Raw genomic sequence first — 15,076 nt, forward strand, 5'->3', positions numbered from 1 at the left:
AACGGCATCACAGTTCTGTGTGACGACATCGTGCCCCATTGGCCAGGGCGGCGTCGACCGGACGAGCCGGTAAGGCTCGGACTGCACGGGGTAAGCTCCGCCCACGCGGCGATGCCCGGCTCCGCCGTGTCGTACAGCTGCGGACGGCCCGCGGTCAGGCACCTCGCGGGCGGGGAGTCCGGCGGGCAGACGACCGCCTCGCCCACCCCGCTGCCGCGGGCGCGCCCGGTGCCGCCGGGGACGGCGCGCAGCGCGGCGCGGCGCAGGACGACCGTGGCCGCCGGCGGGGCGGCGAGCTCCTCCTCGGTCCGGGGCGAGTCGAGCAGGTCGACCGTCATGACGTCGGCGAGCCGGGGGACCGTGACCTCGCCGAGTTCCTGTGCGGCGCGGGCCTGGTCCGCCGCGCTGCCCACACTCGGGCCGGCCTCTGCCGGCGGTTCCTGCCGGGCCGCGTCCTCCGGCACGGGCTGCCGGGGGGACACACAGACGGCGCGCACCCGGCCGTCGGCGTCCTTCAGCGGGGTGAGGACCGTGGACCGGCCGAGTTCCGCGCCGAGTCCGGCCTCCGCCTCCTGCGGCCGGCCGGACTCCAGCGCCCGCCGCATCGTCCGCTCGGTCTCCTCGCTGGCGGGGCCGGGGACGATGTGGGAGAGGCGCAGCCCGCGCATCGCCGCCTCGGGCAGGGTCAGGGCGTGTTCCATCCGGCGGTTGGCGCGCACCAGACGCTGGTCGGTGTCGAAGATGGCCAGCGGGAAGGGGGACTGGAGAAACGTCCACTCCTCCAGCGGTTCGCCCCGGGGCGGCTGCGACCGGGCCGTCACGGCGCTCACCACGAGCCAGTCGCTGTCCCCGGCGCGCGACCCGCGCCGGTGCGCGAGCACGCCCAGCTCCAGGAGCCGCCCGTCGTGGTGCCACAGCGGGACGGTGCCGTGCCAGCGGTTCCGCCCGGCCAGGGCCTGCCGGACCGCTCCGCCCTCGGTGGCGAGGATCGCGGTGGCGGGCCGTCCGACGACCGCCGAGGAGTCGTAGCCGAGCAGCCGCCGCGCGCCCTCGCTCCAGCCGGTGAGGATGCCCTGCTCATCGACGGTGGCCGTGGCCGTGTACGTGAACTGTCGCTCCATCGCCGCTCACCCTTGCTCGGCAGGCTCTCCTGACCAGCATGATCCCGGGCGGCGCGGAGCACCAACGCAGCGTTGCACGGAAAAAAGCGACCCCTGCCGCGGTCGGCAGGGGTCGCGGCGGAGCGTCAGCCGTTCGCGAGAGCCTGCACGCGGTCCAGCGCTCCGTTGAACTTGTCGTGGTCCCCGACGGTCGGCCCGGAGGAGGTGTACTGCCACATGGTGTAGTACGGCCAGCCGGCCGGCAGCGTCCCCGGGTCCGTGGCGTACCGGGCGATCCACAGCGGGTTGTTCGCGGCGAAGCCGCCGTAGTTGCCGGTGCACTGGGTCCACCAGCTGGTGGCCGTGTAGATCACGGCGTCGCGGCCGGTGAGGGACTTGTAGGTGTTCAGGAAGTCGGCGATCCAGCCGACCATCTGGCCCGTGGTCTTGCCGTAGCAGCTGGCCCCGTACGGGTTCCACTCGATGTCGAGCGCGCCGGGCAGCGTCTTGCCGTCCCTCGACCAGCCGCCGCCGTGGCCGACGAAGTAGCTCGCCTGGGCGGCGCCGCTCGTGGTGTCCGGGGTCGCGAAGTGGTAGGCGCCGCGGATCATGCCCACGTTGTACGAGCCGTTGTACTGCTGGGCGAAGTACGAGTTCGTGTAGTACGTGCCCTCCGTGGCCTTCGTGTAGGCCCAGCGCACCCCGCTGCCGTACAGGGTGGACCAGGCGACGTTGCCCTGGTAGCTGGAGACGTCCACGCCCTCGGTCTGGGTGGCGTCGCCGCTCGTGGGGGTGCCGTGGCTGCCGTCGTGGGCGAGGACGCCCATGCCCATGTGGGCGGAGCCGCGGCCGGGTGCGGTCGCGGCCTGGGCGGAGGTGAGGGGGAGCGTGCAGGACAGTGCCGCGAGCAGGGCCGTGACCAGGACGGAGAGCGCGCGCGGGCGGGTGGAGCCGGGTCTGTGCACGGGCATGACGTGCCTCCGGGGGAGTGGGGTGGGGGGAAACGGGGAGCAGCGACGGTCGTTTGTCGCTGGCGTGAACATGCCATTCGACTTTCTGCCGAAGAAGCTACGCACGTAGATTCGGCGTGGGAAGGGGGTCCGGACGCCGCCGTTGGTCTACGCCTGCGAAATACTTACGGAGCTGCGGCTATGACGGCGTTTGCCAGAAACTTTCAGGACCGCGAAACCGATCAGGGGTGCTGACGTGCACGAGGACGGAAACAGCGACGTGCCACGCGTTGCCGGACGGGTGACGCCCAGTGGTGCAGACCAGGAATTCCTGGCGCTGGAGCGCGAGTTGACCGTGCTGCTCCGGCGCGCCCGGGCCAACCAGGGCGAGATGGCCCGCGAGGTCCACCCCGACCTGGAGTCCTCCGCGTACGGCCTGCTCATCCGCCTGGACGAGCTGGGCGGCCAGCGGGCCACGGAACTCGCCGCCTACATCGGAGTCGGCAAGGCCACCATGTCCCGCCAGCTGCGCGCCCTGGAGGAGCTGGGCCTGATCACCCGCGAGCCCGACCCCGCGGACGGCCGCGCCTGGCTCGTCACCCTGACCGACGAGGGCCGCAGCCGGGTGAGCACGGTCCGCGACGCCCGCCGGGCCCGCTACGTCTGCCAGCTCGCCCACTGGGACCGGCGCGAGGTGGCCGAGCTGGCCCGGCTGCTGCACGAGCTGAACGGCGTCATGGAGAAATAGCCCGGCCCAGCTCCGCGTACACGACCGTCGCGTCGTCGTGCGTCTTGCTCCGCCCCAGGAACGCCCGCTCCCGCCGGTCCGCCGCCTCCAGCCGCCGTACCCGGTCCACCAGCGACCGGCCGCCCTCCTCGGCGACGACGCCGAACAGGGCGGCCCAGTCGCCCTCGCGGAACCTCTCCGTCCAGCGGGTCGCGCCGTCCGTCAGCGCGGCCAGCGCGCCGACCTCACGGCGGGGCACGGTGCCGGCCACCGCGCGGGCGGCGACGGCGGGGTCCGCGGCGGCCGTGAAGAAGCCGCCCTCCTTGTTGCGCAGGTTGGCGTCCACCAGGGCGTCGGTGGCGAGCGCCGAGCGGGGGAGCCGGGACAGGCGGTCGTCCAGGACCGGGGTGACCGTGCCCTCGGGCGACCGGAGCAGCAGCACGGAGTCGGACAGCACCAGGTATTCGACGGTGTCGGTGGACCAGCGGGTCAGCACGACGGTTGCCTGGGGGGTTCGCGGGTGAGAAAGGTCACAGGTGGCCGCGTGCGCCGTGGCGGTTCGCCCGATCGCCCCGGAGAGAATCTCCGGCAGCGTCAGATCCCGCCCGGAAACGGTCAGTTCGATCAGCGCGCCGCCGAGCCGCGCGGTGAACCAGGGGACGGAATGCAGACAGCCCGTCTCCCCGCCGGGTGGAGTCACCCCGTCCAGGACGACCACGCAACCGCCCTGCCCGGAGGCGGGTAGCCCGACAGCGGCGAAGTCCTCGTTGGGTCGGGTCGCGTCGCCGGGTTCCGAAACGAGATCAGTTCGCATTCGGCCAGTCTGCACGAGCCCTTCACAGCGTCCGCCAAAGGCTGGCAACCATCGCCGGATTGACACGACCCCGCAGGTCAGCCGCCTGGTTTGGGCGGGAATGGGGCACCCCGGAAAAGCGCGGTGGCGAATCCTGCCAAAGCCTGCCCCGCGCGTCCAACCGGCCCGCCATATGACCGTGTCGCACACGCCGGAGGAACTTGCCCGCCAACTCCCCTCCGATGTTCACTCCTTCGGGTGGCGGGTCAGGTGATGCGCGGCCCCTGCCCACCGGCGCTGGGAGGGTCGGGAACCGTACGAACCGGGTGCACGCACCACTTGGCACCGAGATGACGGGGCGCCACCCGGGCCCTGGGTAGACGAGTTCAGGATTGCGAGCACCGGTGCAGAAAATGCGGCCTCGGCGCACAGGCAGGCAGACGGACCCCGCGGGCACCGCCCCGCAGACCCCCGTGGGCACCGGCCGTCCCACCCATGTGCGCACCCGGCTGATCGTCGCCGTCACGGTGGTGGCCGCCGCCGTCGCCGGGGCCGGCGCGCCCTCCCTGCTCACCGCCTCCGGAGACGTCAGCGACTCCCAGAACCTGGTGACGCTGGCCGCCCGCACCGAGGACGCCCTCGCCCTCGCCCACTCCCTGGCCGACGAGCGCGACGAGGTGACCTCCTACATCGCGGCCGGACGCCCCAAGTCCAAGGCGCCCTCCGAGGACCGCAGCGCCCGCGTCGACCGGCAGGTCGAGGACCTGCGCGCCGACACCGACACCCCGGCGAACCTGCGCACCGACCTCGACGGCGTCGCCGCCGTCCGGCGGGCCGCCCTCACCGGCAAGTCCACGGCGCTCCAGGCCCACCAGGCCTACTCGGCCACCATCGCGGAACTGCACCGGCTCGCCGGGCAGCTTGCCGAGCAGATGCCCCCGCGGGCCGGCTCCGGCGCGTACGCGCTCGCCGAACTGGACACCGCCGTCCAGCAGTCCGCCGCCGCCCGCGGTCTGCTGCTCGCCGCGCTGAACGTCCCGTCCGACACCCGGACGGTGATCAGCCCCGTCACCGGCCTGCCGATCACGGCCGCCACCACGAGCGACGCGGACCGCAGGCAGCGCGACGCGCTCAGCGCCGCCGCCCAGCAGGCCCGGCTGCGCGCCGACTCGGCCCTCGCCGACTTCCGCGAGACCGCGCCCCAGGCGGCCGTCGACTCCTACGACTCCACGGTCACCGGCCCCGAGGTCAACTCCGCGGAGAAGTACCTGGCCACGCTCACCGGCCGGCCCACCCTCTCCGACAGCGCGCTGACCACCAGCACCAAGAAGCTGGACGCGGCCCTGTCCGCCCGGGTCGACCTGATGCGCGGCGCCGAGTCCGCGCTCTACGACCACCGCACCAAGGACCTCGCGAAGCTCAGGGACGACGACGTCACCGCCCTGGAGATCCGCATCGCCGTCCTCGGCGCGCTGATCCTGGCCGCCGTCGGCATCGCCACGGCCATGGCCCGCACCCTCACCCGCCCGCTGTCGGTCCTGCGCCGCGGCTCCGCCCGCCTCGCCGAGTCCGAGGACCCCGCGGCCCAGGAGCCCATCGCCTTCACGGGCCGCAACGACGAGTTCGCCCAGGTCGTCCGCTCGGTCAACGCCCTGCACGCGCACGCCGCGGCCCTCCACGAGCGCGTCGTCACCCTGGAGACCGACCGCAAGCACCTGGTCGGGCAGCGCCAGCAGATGGCCGACGCCCGCGAGGCGCTGCGCGCCGAACTGGCCGACTCCGCCGCCCAGCTGAAGCGCCTGCGCACCAGCATCGGCGGCACGTTCGTCAACCTGGCGCTGCGCACCCTCGGCCTGGTCGAGCGCCAACTCGCGGTGATCGAGGGCCTGGAGGACCGGGAGCAGGATCCCGAGCGCCTGGCCACCCTGTTCAAGCTGGACCACTTCGCCACGGTGATGCGCCGGCACAGCGAGAACCTCCTGGTCCTCGCCGGCACCGAGCACGTGCAGCAGCACCACGGCCCGGTTCCGCTGGTCGACGTGGTCCGGGCGGCGGTCAGCGAGATCGAGCGCTACGACCGGGTCCGCATCGCAGCGCTCCCGCCGCACGCGCACGTGGCGGGCTTCGCCGCGGACGACCTCTCCCACCTGCTGGCGGAGCTGATGGAGAACGCGACGTCGTTCTCCCCGCCGGACATCCCGGTGGAGATCTCCGGCTGGCTCCTGGAGTCCGGCGAGGTCATGCTCTCCGTCCAGGACGAGGGCATCGGCATGGCCGGCGACCGCCTCGGCCGGCTCAACGGCCGCCTCGCCGACTTCGACCCCGAGTCCGCCTACGACCAGGAGGGCGAGGACGGCCTCGGGCTCGGCCTGTACGTCGTGGCCCGCCTCGCCCACCGCCACGGGGTCCGGGTGCGGCTGCGCGAGCAGAAGCAGGGCGGCATCGCGGCGGTCGTGGTCCTGCCCGCCCCGCTGCTCGCGCAGGCCCCGTCGGCCGTCGTACCGCACCAGTCGGCGTCCCACGGCAACACCGGCACGTTCACCCTGCCGGGCGCCGCCGCCGAGGCCAACTCCAACATCCTCCCCACTCGCCCGAAGGACCCCGACCCCCTGGTCGCCCTCGCCGAAAGGGCCGTCCAGGACTCGACCCCGCACCCACCACCGCCGGCCGCCTCCGGCGGTCCGACGGGGGACGAGGAGCCGGGCGCCTCCACCGGTCCGGCCGGGGACGTGGGTCCGGCCGGGGCCGCGCTTCCGGAATTCTCCGCGGGTCCGGGTGCGGAAGCCGTGCGTGACACCCCCGGCCGGGGGGCCGGGGACGGTGGGCCGGAGGCCGGGCCGTCGCCGGTGCACGAGCAGGCCCGGGGGGCCGCGGAGGACGGGGAGGCGCGGCCGAAGGCGCCGGTGGAGACCTACGCCGAGACGACCATGGAGCTGCTGCTCCCGGATCTGGCGGCCGCGCCGGAAGCGCCGCGCCACCACCCGGCGGCCGCCGACGGCGAGGACGTCCCGCAGGGGCCACCCGCGGCCGGAGACGAGAGCCGCGCGGGTGGGAAGCCTGAGGACGCCGAGGGCGAAGCCGAGGCGGTCACCAGCAAGGGCCTGCCCAAGCGCACACCCAGGATCACCGCACCGGCCGAGACCCCGCGCCGGCGGACCGGCACGGTGGACGCCGACGCCCTGCGCCGCAGGCTCGGCGGCTTCCGCCAAGGAGCACAGGCCGGCTACCGCGACGTAGAGGCGGAGATCGCGGAACGTACCGAAGAAGCCACGGGGGGCACCGTCGAGGAGGCAAGCAGTTGACCGCGCCCAGTACCTTCGGACTGAGCAGTGAGGCCCGCAACCTGCACTGGCTGCTGACCAACCTGGTCGAGGAAGTCCCCGGCATCCAGTCCGTCGCCGTGGTCTCCTCGGACGGCCTGCTGCTCCTGTCGTCCGACCCAGGCCACACCGAGCAGTCCCGCCGGGCCCGCCCGGCGAAGGGACCGCGCGGCTCCGCCGCCGACCTCGCCACCATCGTCTCCGGCATCGGCAGCCTCACCCTCGGCACCGCCAAGCTGCTGGCGTTCGGCGGGGTCAGGCACACCATGGTCGCGATGGAGGCGGGCAGCCTGTTCGTCATGTCGATCAGCGACGGATCGCTGCTCGGCGTGCACGGCTCCGCGGAGTGCGACATGAGCGTGGTGGCGTACCACATGGCGCTGTTCGTCGGCCGCGCCGGCCACGTCCTCACCCCCGAACTCCGCAGCGAGCTGCGCAAGTCGCTGGAGGCCCAGTCGGCGGGGAGCGCCCGATGAGCGGCACGCCGGGGAAACTCCCCGTGCGCGGCGGCGACCGCAGGCCCGCCCGCGTGCGCCCCTACTCGCTCACCGGCGGCCGTACCCGCTTCGGCCACGTCCTCCTCGTGGAGACCTTCGTGGCCGCGCTGGAGGCCCCGGAGGAGCGCAAGGAACTGACGAATGGTTCCCTCGCCACCCGGGTCATGCCGGAGATGCGGGCCATCGTCGAACTGTGCCGCCGTATGCGCACGGTGGCCGAGATCGCCGCGCTGCTGAAGATGCCGCTCGGCGTGGTCCGGGTCCTCCTCAGCGACCTCGCGGACCAGGGAAAGATCCGTGTGTACGGCACCGGAACGGGTCACGGCACCGGCCGCCCGGACCGCGCTCTGTTGGAAAGGGTGCTGAGTGGACTCCGCCGTCTCTGACGCCACCGCCTCCTTCGGGGGCACCCCCCTCGTCGCCGGGTTCACCGGGCCGGACGAGGACCTGAGGTCCTGGCAGACGGACCGCACGCGGGCCCCCGTCGCGACGAAGATCGTGGTGGCGGGCGGCTTCGGCGTCGGCAAGACCACGCTGGTCACGGCCGTCTCGGAGATCACACCGCTGCAGACCGAGGCGCTGATGACCGAGGCGAGCGAGGAGACCGACGACCTCACCGCCACGCCCGGCAAGCTGACCACCACGGTCGCCATGGACTTCGGCCGCATCACGCTCGACGACGACCTGGTGCTCTACCTGTTCGGCACGCCGGGCCAGCAGCGGTTCTGGTTCATGTGGGACGACCTCGTGCGCGGCGCGATAGGCGCCGTCGTCCTGGCCGACACCCGGCGGCTGAAGGACTGTTTCCCGGCACTGGACTACTTCGAGAGCTGCGGGCTGCCGTACGTCGTCGCCGTCAACCACTTCGACGGCAGCGAGGAGTTCGACCCGGAGGACGTCCGGGAGGCGCTGACCGTACCCCCGCACATCCCTGTCATGATCATGGATGCGCGACGGCGGATTTCGGCCATCGAGACACTCCTGGCCCTGGTCGGCCACGCGCTGGACGAAACCCCCGAGTAGTCCCTGTAAGGAGCCACCACCCGCATGCGGAAGATACTCGTCGTCGGAGCCGGCCAGTCCGGACTCCAGCTCGCCCTCGGCCTGCAGTCGCACGGCTACGAGGTCACCCTGATGTCGAACCGGACCGCGGACGAGATCCGTTCCGGCCGGGTCATGTCGACGCAGTGCATGTTCCACACGGCACTCCAGCACGAGCGCGACCTGAACCTGAACTTCTGGGAGTCCCAGGCCCCGAAGATCCAGGGACTCGGCGTCTCGGTCGCCGCCCCCGGCTCGCACGACCCGGGCCCCACCCAGCGGGCGATCGACTGGGTGGGCAGGCTCGACGCGTACGCGCAGTCCGTCGACCAGCGCGTGAAGATGGCCGGCTGGATGGAGACCTTCGCCCAGCGCGGCGGCCAGCTGGTCATCCACGGCGCGGCCGTCGGCGACCTCGACTACTTCTCCCGCGCCTACGACCTCGTGCTCGTCGCCGCCGGCAAGGGCGAGCTGGTGTCCATGTTCGCCCGCGACCCCGAGCGCTCCCCGTACAGCGAGCCGCAGCGCGCGCTGGCGGTGGCGTACGTGCACGGGCTCGGCCCGCGCCCGGAGCACCCGGAGTTCGACGCGGTCCGCTGCAACCTGGTCCCGGGCGTCGGCGAGCTCTTCGTCATGCCGACGTTCACCACCTCGGGCCGCGCGGACATCCTGTTCTGGGAGGGCATACCCGGCGGCCCGCTCGACGCCTTCCACGGCGTCAAGGACCCGGCCGAGCACCTCTCCCTGACCCTGGAACTCATGGAGCGGTTCACGCCCTGGGAGTACGCGCGGGCCACGAAGGTCGAACTGACCGACGCAGGCGGCACGCTGGCCGGCCGGTACGCGCCGACCGTCCGCAACCCCATCGGCCGGCTGCCCTCGGGCGGTCTGGTGCTCGGCGTGGCCGACGTGGTCGTCGCCAACGACCCGATCACCGGCCAGGGTTCCAACTCGGCGGCCAAGTGCGCGGCCGCCTACCTCGCGTCGATCCTCGAACGGGGCGACAAGCCGTTCGACGAGGAGTGGATGCGCGCCACGTTCGACCGCTACTGGACCACCGCCCAGCACGTCACCAAGTGGACGAACGCGATGCTGGCGCCGCCGCCGGAGCACATCCTGAACCTCATCGGCGCGGCCGGACAGCTCCAGCCGGTCGCCGACCGGTTCGCCAACGCGTTCAACGACCCGGCGGACTTCGAGAACTTCTTCTACGACCCGGAGAAGACGGGCGCCTACCTGGCCTCGGTCGCAGGCGCGTGACGGGTCTCTGACCTGGGGTTCGGCCGTCGTCGTCTGTCATTGTCGGTCGACGTCGGCCACCCTCGGACGGCCCAGAGACGGCCCCGGTTCTGCTGCCGGGGCCGTCGGCGTCTGACTGTTACCGGCCTCGGCGGTCGGCTGCGGTCGCGGTGGTTGCTGTACTCCGCTGCTGTACTGCAGTACCCCCGCACGGCCCGGAGACGGCCCGAGCGGGGGTGTCGCGGGATGCCCCTCGATGCCCGGGCAGTCGGCCACCCGGCCGAGCGTGCACGGGCTCCCCAGGCGTCTCAACGACCACTGGGGCCCTCGGAGGGAGGTTGCTGGACGGTCACGGAGATCATCGTGGGATCACCCGAGATATCGACGTGAATAACGGAAGGGTTCGTGCACTTGTAAGACCATCCGTCGTTCTCCTGGAAGGCGACCTGACCGATCTCCTGATTCGTGTTCAGGTTGTTGATCAACAGGTCAAAGGTGGAGGTTACACCGAAGCAGCTACCGCTGTTTTTCGTTTCGATGAATTGCCCCGTCGGGCTGGGGTAGGTGGTACCTGGACCGATGTTTGTGTCGTTGAAGGCCGAGAGGTCAGAGCCATATTCGCCGTTGTCATACATGCACTCGACGTTGGTGATGAAGGTCTGCAAAAGAAGTTGGCTGACGTTCACCACCTTCATGTTGGCGCTATTTCCCATGATGAGAACCTTCCCGTCGGCCGAGGAACTGAGGCAGCGTGAGGCCACGCCGGCCCCTTTAGCGTCGCGCACCGCTGGAATTGGCGCACTCTCAGCTACTCCATTCGGCTGGCCACATGCGGGACCAGAGGTCGGTGGAGCGACTTTGGCCGGGAACTGCTTCGGCGCGAGTGATCACGGCCCCGTGAGCTACCGGCGCGTCGGGCAGTCTGTGGACCTGGGAGCGACCGCTTCGTCCCGAAGCGACTTGGGCGGGCGCTCAGCCCCGCAATAAGCCCTAGATCACCTCAGCTTCCCAATAACTTCTGATCTTCTCTCTAGCGTGTCTCCTCTGCGGGCCCTGGGGCGCTCGGGCTTGCTTCGCCACTTCCGCTGCCAAGTGGCAGAAGGCCACCACGGGCTGAGTGCCGCTCGCCTCGAAAGCCTCCGCTGACACCTAGGTCTATTCGCGCACGCTCGTGAAACTGGTTGATGGCATGGAACGCTGCGCTGTGAAGAGCTCCCCACTCGTCCCGAGTGTCATCCGCGTCCCCCCGCGCAACTTCTCCGAAAGCGGCCGTCGCTTCTTGTACGGCGTGGGCTGCTTCGACCACGTCATCTCCGGCCAGGAGCATTACCCGCTCAAAGGCGATTGCTTGCGCAGTCCCTGCTTGGGTGAGGTCCAGCCGTATGTCCTCCTCGCTTCGCGGCATGGTCCGTAGGCCCTTGCGGACTTTGTAGACCACCACGTTGGCGGCCATGGTGGCACGCACTTTGCTGATGTAGTCGGTGTATGTGTCGAGCTTCTTCTCATCCCAGCGAACGCGCCGAGTCTCACGCCGTTTGCTCCGCTCCGCCAACTGGTTGGTGACGAAAGTCATCAACGACCCCAGAAGCACGGCGGCAATCGTCACCAACTGTGACAGGGCATCCATCCTGACCGCCTTCAGCCCGTTCTGATCCTGGCAAGGCGCTGATCTTATGCGCCCTCGGTTTCCAGGGGTCGTGCTGCCCTCGAGCAGCACGGGCGGGCCAGGGCCGTGCTCGGGGCCACGCCTCCGGGTTCGGATGGTGAGTCACGCGGTCGGCGGAGTCTCGATGACCGGGTCAACGCGACGGGCGCCGGCCGATGGTGAGGCCGGCGGGCGCCCGCATAGGCCAAGGCTTTGAGGTCTGACCTCATCCTTATCAGGTCGATCACCGGGGGGCGGCGACGTCGGCCAACCGGTCCTACTCCTGGGCAGATCGTCCATTGAGGTCCGGCGACGACCGCCGCTGTTCGCGCTTGTTGGTGTCAGTCGCTGGTGTCAACCGCCCTGTGCGGTCTTGACAAGTGCGCCTATCCCGCCGATCACACTTTCAGAATGGCGGGTCGTCGGAGTAGCCGCCCGCCCAGGGGCGATCCATCGGTTCGGGACCTCCCTGTGCTTCGCTGCCGTACGGCCGGCCTCAGGCCACGGGCCATGGCGCGGCGGGCGGGAGCGGTCTCTGGGCGCGTCGTCCGGCTATGTACCCTCCGACGCCGAGCAGGGTCAGCACAATCCCGGCGCTTCCGACGGCCACCGGCGCTGTTGGCGCGGCGGAGTTCTCCACTACTCGCCCCCGCACTCCGGAGGCCGCGAAGCTGCCTGACTGCTCACTGAGGTGGTAACGCGAGTCGTTGGAGTTCGCACGGTGGTCGCCGAGCACGAACAACCGCCCCTCCGGGACCTTCACGTCGTACGGGGCGACCGCCAGATCCTTGTCGGCATCCGGCACATAGGGCTCGTCGAGTGGCTTTCCGTTCACCGTGACCCGATTCCCGGCCCCCACCACGTGATCGCCGCCCATTCCGATGACCCGCCGCAACACCGGTTCCGTCATATGGCGCTCGGGCGGATCGATGAGTACGACATCACCTCGGCGTATCTCGGTCGCGTCGATCCGCTCGATCAACAGCTGATCACCCGGGCGGAATGCGGGCCTCATCGAGTTGCCCGAGACTGTGACCATGCTGTAGTTCGCGAGGGTGTACACGACGGCCCCTGCCAGGAGGGCCAACCCGACGGGTGCCAACACCCAGGCCACACGTCTGAATCCGGTGATCGTCCGCCGCATGAGCATCCCTCCCGTTGAACCGCCCGACGGCTGTGCGGGCCAGCAGATGCTATGCCCGCCGTCGACCCAGGCACCGTGGAGCGGGTCCGGTACTCCCGTCAGGATGCCGATGCGGATGTCCCGGCTACGAGGGACGCGGTCAGACCCGGGTCGGGTGCGCGCAGCGACCGCACGCCGGGAGACAGGAGTGCGGCAAGGGTGGCGGTGACGATCAGGCCCGCGCAAGCCAGCAGCACCTCGCCGGTGCCGAAAGCGTCGGCAGCGGGTCCGGCCAGGGCGAGGCCGAGCGGGGCGAGGGAGAGGGAGCCGAACCAGTCGTAGGAACTGACGCGGGACAGGGCCTCCTCGGGGACTTCGCGCTGCATGGTGGTGGACCACAGCACGCCGAAGAAGTCCAGGCTGACGCCGGCCGCGAAGGCACCGGCGGCGACGGCCCACAGAGGCGCGGCGGCTCCGAGCAGGGCCGGCGGCGCGGCGGTGGGCAGGGTGAACAGGACCGCGGCCAGGATCGGCCGGCCGACGCGCGTCCGGGCCGCGATCCCGGCGCCCGCCACGGATCCCAGGGCCTGGGCCGCGACCACCAGCGACCACGCACGGGCCCCACCGAAGTGCGCACGTGCCGCCAGCGGTCCCAGCACACCGGCGTTGGCGTTCATGGCCGCGACCACGAGGGAGTACTGGACGACCACCACCCACAGCCACTGGTGCGACCTGAACTCCCGCCAGCCCGCGCGCAGATCGGCCCAGCCGGAGCTGGAACTGCGGGCGCGGCGGCCCAGGCGCAGTGAGGAGGTGAGGACGGCGCTGACGACGAAGGACAGACCGTTGAGGGCCAGCGCCCAGCCGGCGCCGATCCATGCCACGGTCACGCCCGACAAGGCCAGTCCCAGCAGGAGCGAGGTGTTGGTGCCCACCCGCAGAAGGCCGTTGGCCCGCTGGAGAACGGAGGCGGGAACCAGCTGCGGGATCACCCCGTCCATCGCCGGAGAGAAGAGGGCGGAGGCGATGCCCGCCGTGATGGCCAGCGAACACAGTGCGATGACGGAAGCGTGTCCGAGGAGCACCACCGCGGCGAGCCCGCCGTAGGAGAGGGCGCCCAACGCGTCCGAGAGGGCCATCAGCCCGGAGCGGGAGACCCGGTCGGCGATCACGCCGCCCACCAGGACCAGCGCGAGCTGCGGAACCGCCTGGCAGGCGACGACGAGGGAGAGTTCTCCCGGGGTGGTGCCGGGCAGGGAGAGCACCGCGAAGGCCAGTGCGACTCGGGCGAACCCGTTGCCGAGGACGGAAATGATCCGGGCAAGCGCGAGGCGGACGAAACCCACGTTGCGCAGCAAGGAAGGAGGACGCTCAGCGACGGACATGAGCGGGCACACTACGCCGCTGCCGCGTTCACCGCGCACTGATCCGGCCGCCTCCCACAGGAACAGGGGCCGACGTACGGCGCCTACCTGGCCTCGGCCGCCGGGGCCTGAGCGCCGCGTTCTCCTGACGGGCCGTCCGGGCGTACGGCGCCGAGGACCGGATAGGAGGCCAGCGGTGAGACCTGGACCTTCTGTCCCGTCCTCGGCGCCTGGACGACCTTGCCGTGGCCCACGTACATCGCCACATGGGTCGCCTCGGGGAAGTAGACCACCAGATCGCCGGGGCGCAGCCGGTTCAGCGGGACCCTTCTGAGCCGGTGCCACTGCTCCTGGCTGGTGCGGGGGATCGGGGTGCCCGCGTGCTCCCAGGCCTCGGAGGTCAGGCCCGAGCAGTCGTACGCCGAAGGCCCCTGCGCGCCCCAGGCGTACGGCTTGCCGAGCTGGTTCATGGCGTAGCGGACGGCACGGGTGCCCGCGGAGGTGGCCGGGCGGTCGTCGGAGAGGGCGCCGGAGGTGCTGAGGCGCTGCTGGGCCCGGGTCACGTCCTGCTGTTCCAGCCGGGCGACGGCCGCCAGCTGGTCGGGGGTGAGCGAGGCCAGCAGGCGTTCCACGTCGCCGAGCCTGGCCCGGACGTCGTCGCGTTGCTTCTTCTGCTGGTCGGCGAGGCCGAGCTGGGTGTCGAGGGCCTTGCGGGCCGCCCGGGCCAGGGCGTCCTTCTGCCGCTCCCGGTCGGACAGCCGGGTCACCGTGCGGGCCTGTGCGCGCGCCAGTTCGCCGATGACATGGCCCTCGTCCAGCGCGTGCTGCGGGTCGCGGGCGAGGAGGAGGCGTACGTAGGGCCCGAGTTGGCCGCTGCTCTGGTACTGCTGGCGGGCCAGCCGGCCGGCGACGGCCCGGCTGTCCTGGAGGGCGAGGCGGGCGCGGGCCAGTTCGCCGTCGAGGCGGTCCACCTCGGCGCGCTGCCGTTCGAGCTTCTCGTCGGTGGCGTCGTAGGTCTCGGTGGCCTGTTCCGTCTGCCGGTACAGCTGCTGAAGGTCCGTCAGCAGCTTGGAGACGGGCCGCTGCGGGTCCGGCGCGGCCGCGGCGGGCACGGGCGCGAGGACGGCCTGGGCCGCCACCGCGGCCGTGCAGGTCAGGCGCAGAAACGTTCCTGGCACGTCATCACCTCGGGTGCGGTAAGGGCGGGTGTTCCGCCCCTATCGCACCGCGATAATCAGACGTATTCGCGTGGGACGCGCGCCGAACGTGGGCGGTTC

Annotated in this window: 13 protein-coding genes; 6 read left to right on the forward strand and 7 right to left on the reverse strand. The window is 71.4% G+C overall.

Annotated features, from left to right (window positions below):
* Together ACWEN3_RS07225 and ACWEN3_RS07230 are read right to left on the reverse strand one after the other, a co-directional pair.
* The coding region (locus tag ACWEN3_RS07225; protein WP_452966784.1) for a PAS domain-containing protein at window positions 1-1,121 on the reverse strand (1,121 nt) is incomplete at its 3' end.
* A gap of 125 nt (window positions 1,122-1,246) precedes the next feature.
* A complete protein-coding gene (locus tag ACWEN3_RS07230; RefSeq protein WP_452966786.1) occupies window positions 1,247-2,071 on the reverse strand; it encodes a lysozyme in 825 nt (274 codons plus the stop codon).
* 235 nt (window positions 2,072-2,306) lie between these two features.
* On the opposite strand from ACWEN3_RS07230, the gene ACWEN3_RS07235 reads away from it, so the two are divergent.
* The gene (locus ACWEN3_RS07235) at window positions 2,307-2,798 is read left to right on the forward strand and encodes a MarR family winged helix-turn-helix transcriptional regulator (protein WP_452966789.1); all 492 of its coding nucleotides are present in this window, start codon (window positions 2,307-2,309) and stop codon (window positions 2,796-2,798) included.
* On the opposite strand, the gene ACWEN3_RS07240 is transcribed toward ACWEN3_RS07235, so the two are convergent.
* Window positions 2,785-3,591, reverse strand: coding sequence for a hypothetical protein (locus ACWEN3_RS07240; protein WP_452966791.1), 807 nt, complete (start codon window positions 3,589-3,591; stop codon window positions 2,785-2,787). The two genes, ACWEN3_RS07235 and ACWEN3_RS07240, sit on opposite strands and share 14 nt — an antisense overlap.
* Before the next feature lie 392 nt (window positions 3,592-3,983).
* Here ACWEN3_RS07240 and ACWEN3_RS07245 point away from each other — a divergent pair, with 392 nt between their 5' ends.
* The 5 genes from ACWEN3_RS07245 to ACWEN3_RS07265 are packed head-to-tail and all read left to right on the forward strand — an operon-like array spanning window position 3,984 to window position 9,688.
* On the forward strand, window positions 3,984-6,872 hold the full coding sequence (locus tag ACWEN3_RS07245; RefSeq protein WP_452966793.1) for a nitrate- and nitrite sensing domain-containing protein: 2,889 nt from the start codon (window positions 3,984-3,986) through the stop codon (window positions 6,870-6,872).
* Window positions 6,869-7,366, forward strand: coding sequence for a roadblock/LC7 domain-containing protein (locus ACWEN3_RS07250; protein WP_452966794.1), 498 nt, complete (start codon window positions 6,869-6,871; stop codon window positions 7,364-7,366). The genes ACWEN3_RS07245 and ACWEN3_RS07250 overlap by 4 nt, the downstream gene beginning before the upstream one ends.
* On the forward strand, window positions 7,363-7,773 hold the full coding sequence (locus ACWEN3_RS07255) for a DUF742 domain-containing protein (protein ID WP_452966796.1): 411 nt from the start codon (window positions 7,363-7,365) through the stop codon (window positions 7,771-7,773). The genes ACWEN3_RS07250 and ACWEN3_RS07255 overlap by 4 nt, the downstream gene beginning before the upstream one ends.
* A complete protein-coding gene (locus tag ACWEN3_RS07260; protein WP_452966798.1) occupies window positions 7,754-8,410 on the forward strand; it encodes a GTP-binding protein in 657 nt (218 codons plus the stop codon). Before ACWEN3_RS07255 ends, ACWEN3_RS07260 begins: the two co-directional genes overlap by 20 nt.
* 24 nt (window positions 8,411-8,434) lie before the next feature.
* Entirely contained in the window at window positions 8,435-9,688 is a 1,254-nt protein-coding gene (locus tag ACWEN3_RS07265) for a styrene monooxygenase/indole monooxygenase family protein (protein WP_452966801.1), read from the forward strand.
* Window positions 9,689-9,975: 287 nt separating this feature from the next.
* Here the strand turns inward: ACWEN3_RS07265 and ACWEN3_RS07270 are convergent, their stop codons facing one another.
* The 4 genes from ACWEN3_RS07270 to ACWEN3_RS07285 form a co-directional block, all read right to left on the reverse strand.
* Window positions 9,976-10,380 carry a hypothetical protein gene (locus ACWEN3_RS07270; protein WP_452966803.1) on the reverse strand — a complete coding sequence of 135 codons (405 nt, stop codon included), beginning with the start codon at window positions 10,378-10,380 and terminating at the stop codon, window positions 9,976-9,978.
* A 1,428-nt stretch (window positions 10,381-11,808) separates the two neighbouring features.
* On the reverse strand, window positions 11,809-12,456 hold the full coding sequence (gene lepB / locus ACWEN3_RS07275) for a signal peptidase I (RefSeq protein WP_452966805.1): 648 nt from the start codon (window positions 12,454-12,456) through the stop codon (window positions 11,809-11,811).
* Window positions 12,457-12,554: 98 nt separating this feature from the next.
* Window positions 12,555-13,820 carry an MFS transporter gene (locus tag ACWEN3_RS07280; protein ID WP_452966808.1) on the reverse strand — a complete coding sequence of 422 codons (1,266 nt, stop codon included), beginning with the start codon at window positions 13,818-13,820 and terminating at the stop codon, window positions 12,555-12,557.
* A gap of 83 nt (window positions 13,821-13,903) precedes the next feature.
* Complete coding sequence (locus ACWEN3_RS07285; RefSeq protein WP_452966810.1) at window positions 13,904-14,977, reverse strand: NlpC/P60 family protein; 1,074 nt, start codon at window positions 14,975-14,977, stop codon at window positions 13,904-13,906.
* Window positions 14,978-15,076: the final 99 nt, after the last annotated feature.

Source organism: Streptomyces sp. NPDC004561, assembly GCF_053602155.1.

Coding starts and splice junctions, on each gene's coding strand:
- ACWEN3_RS07255 (WP_452966796.1), top strand. CDS start 7,363: ATGAGCGGCACGCCGGGGAAACTCCCCGTGCGCGGCGGCGACCGCAGG.
- ACWEN3_RS07245 (WP_452966793.1), top strand. CDS start 3,984: ATGCGGCCTCGGCGCACAGGCAGGCAGACGGACCCCGCGGGCACCGCC.
- ACWEN3_RS07230 (WP_452966786.1), bottom strand. CDS start 2,071: ATGCCCGTGCACAGACCCGGCTCCACCCGCCCGCGCGCGCTCTCCGTC.
- lepB (WP_452966805.1), bottom strand. CDS start 12,456: ATGCGGCGGACGATCACCGGATTCAGACGTGTGGCCTGGGTGTTGGCA.
- ACWEN3_RS07265 (WP_452966801.1), top strand. CDS start 8,435: ATGCGGAAGATACTCGTCGTCGGAGCCGGCCAGTCCGGACTCCAGCTC.
- ACWEN3_RS07270 (WP_452966803.1), bottom strand. CDS start 10,380: ATGGGAAATAGCGCCAACATGAAGGTGGTGAACGTCAGCCAACTTCTT.
- ACWEN3_RS07280 (WP_452966808.1), bottom strand. CDS start 13,820: ATGTCCGTCGCTGAGCGTCCTCCTTCCTTGCTGCGCAACGTGGGTTTC.
- ACWEN3_RS07240 (WP_452966791.1), bottom strand. CDS start 3,591: ATGCGAACTGATCTCGTTTCGGAACCCGGCGACGCGACCCGACCCAAC.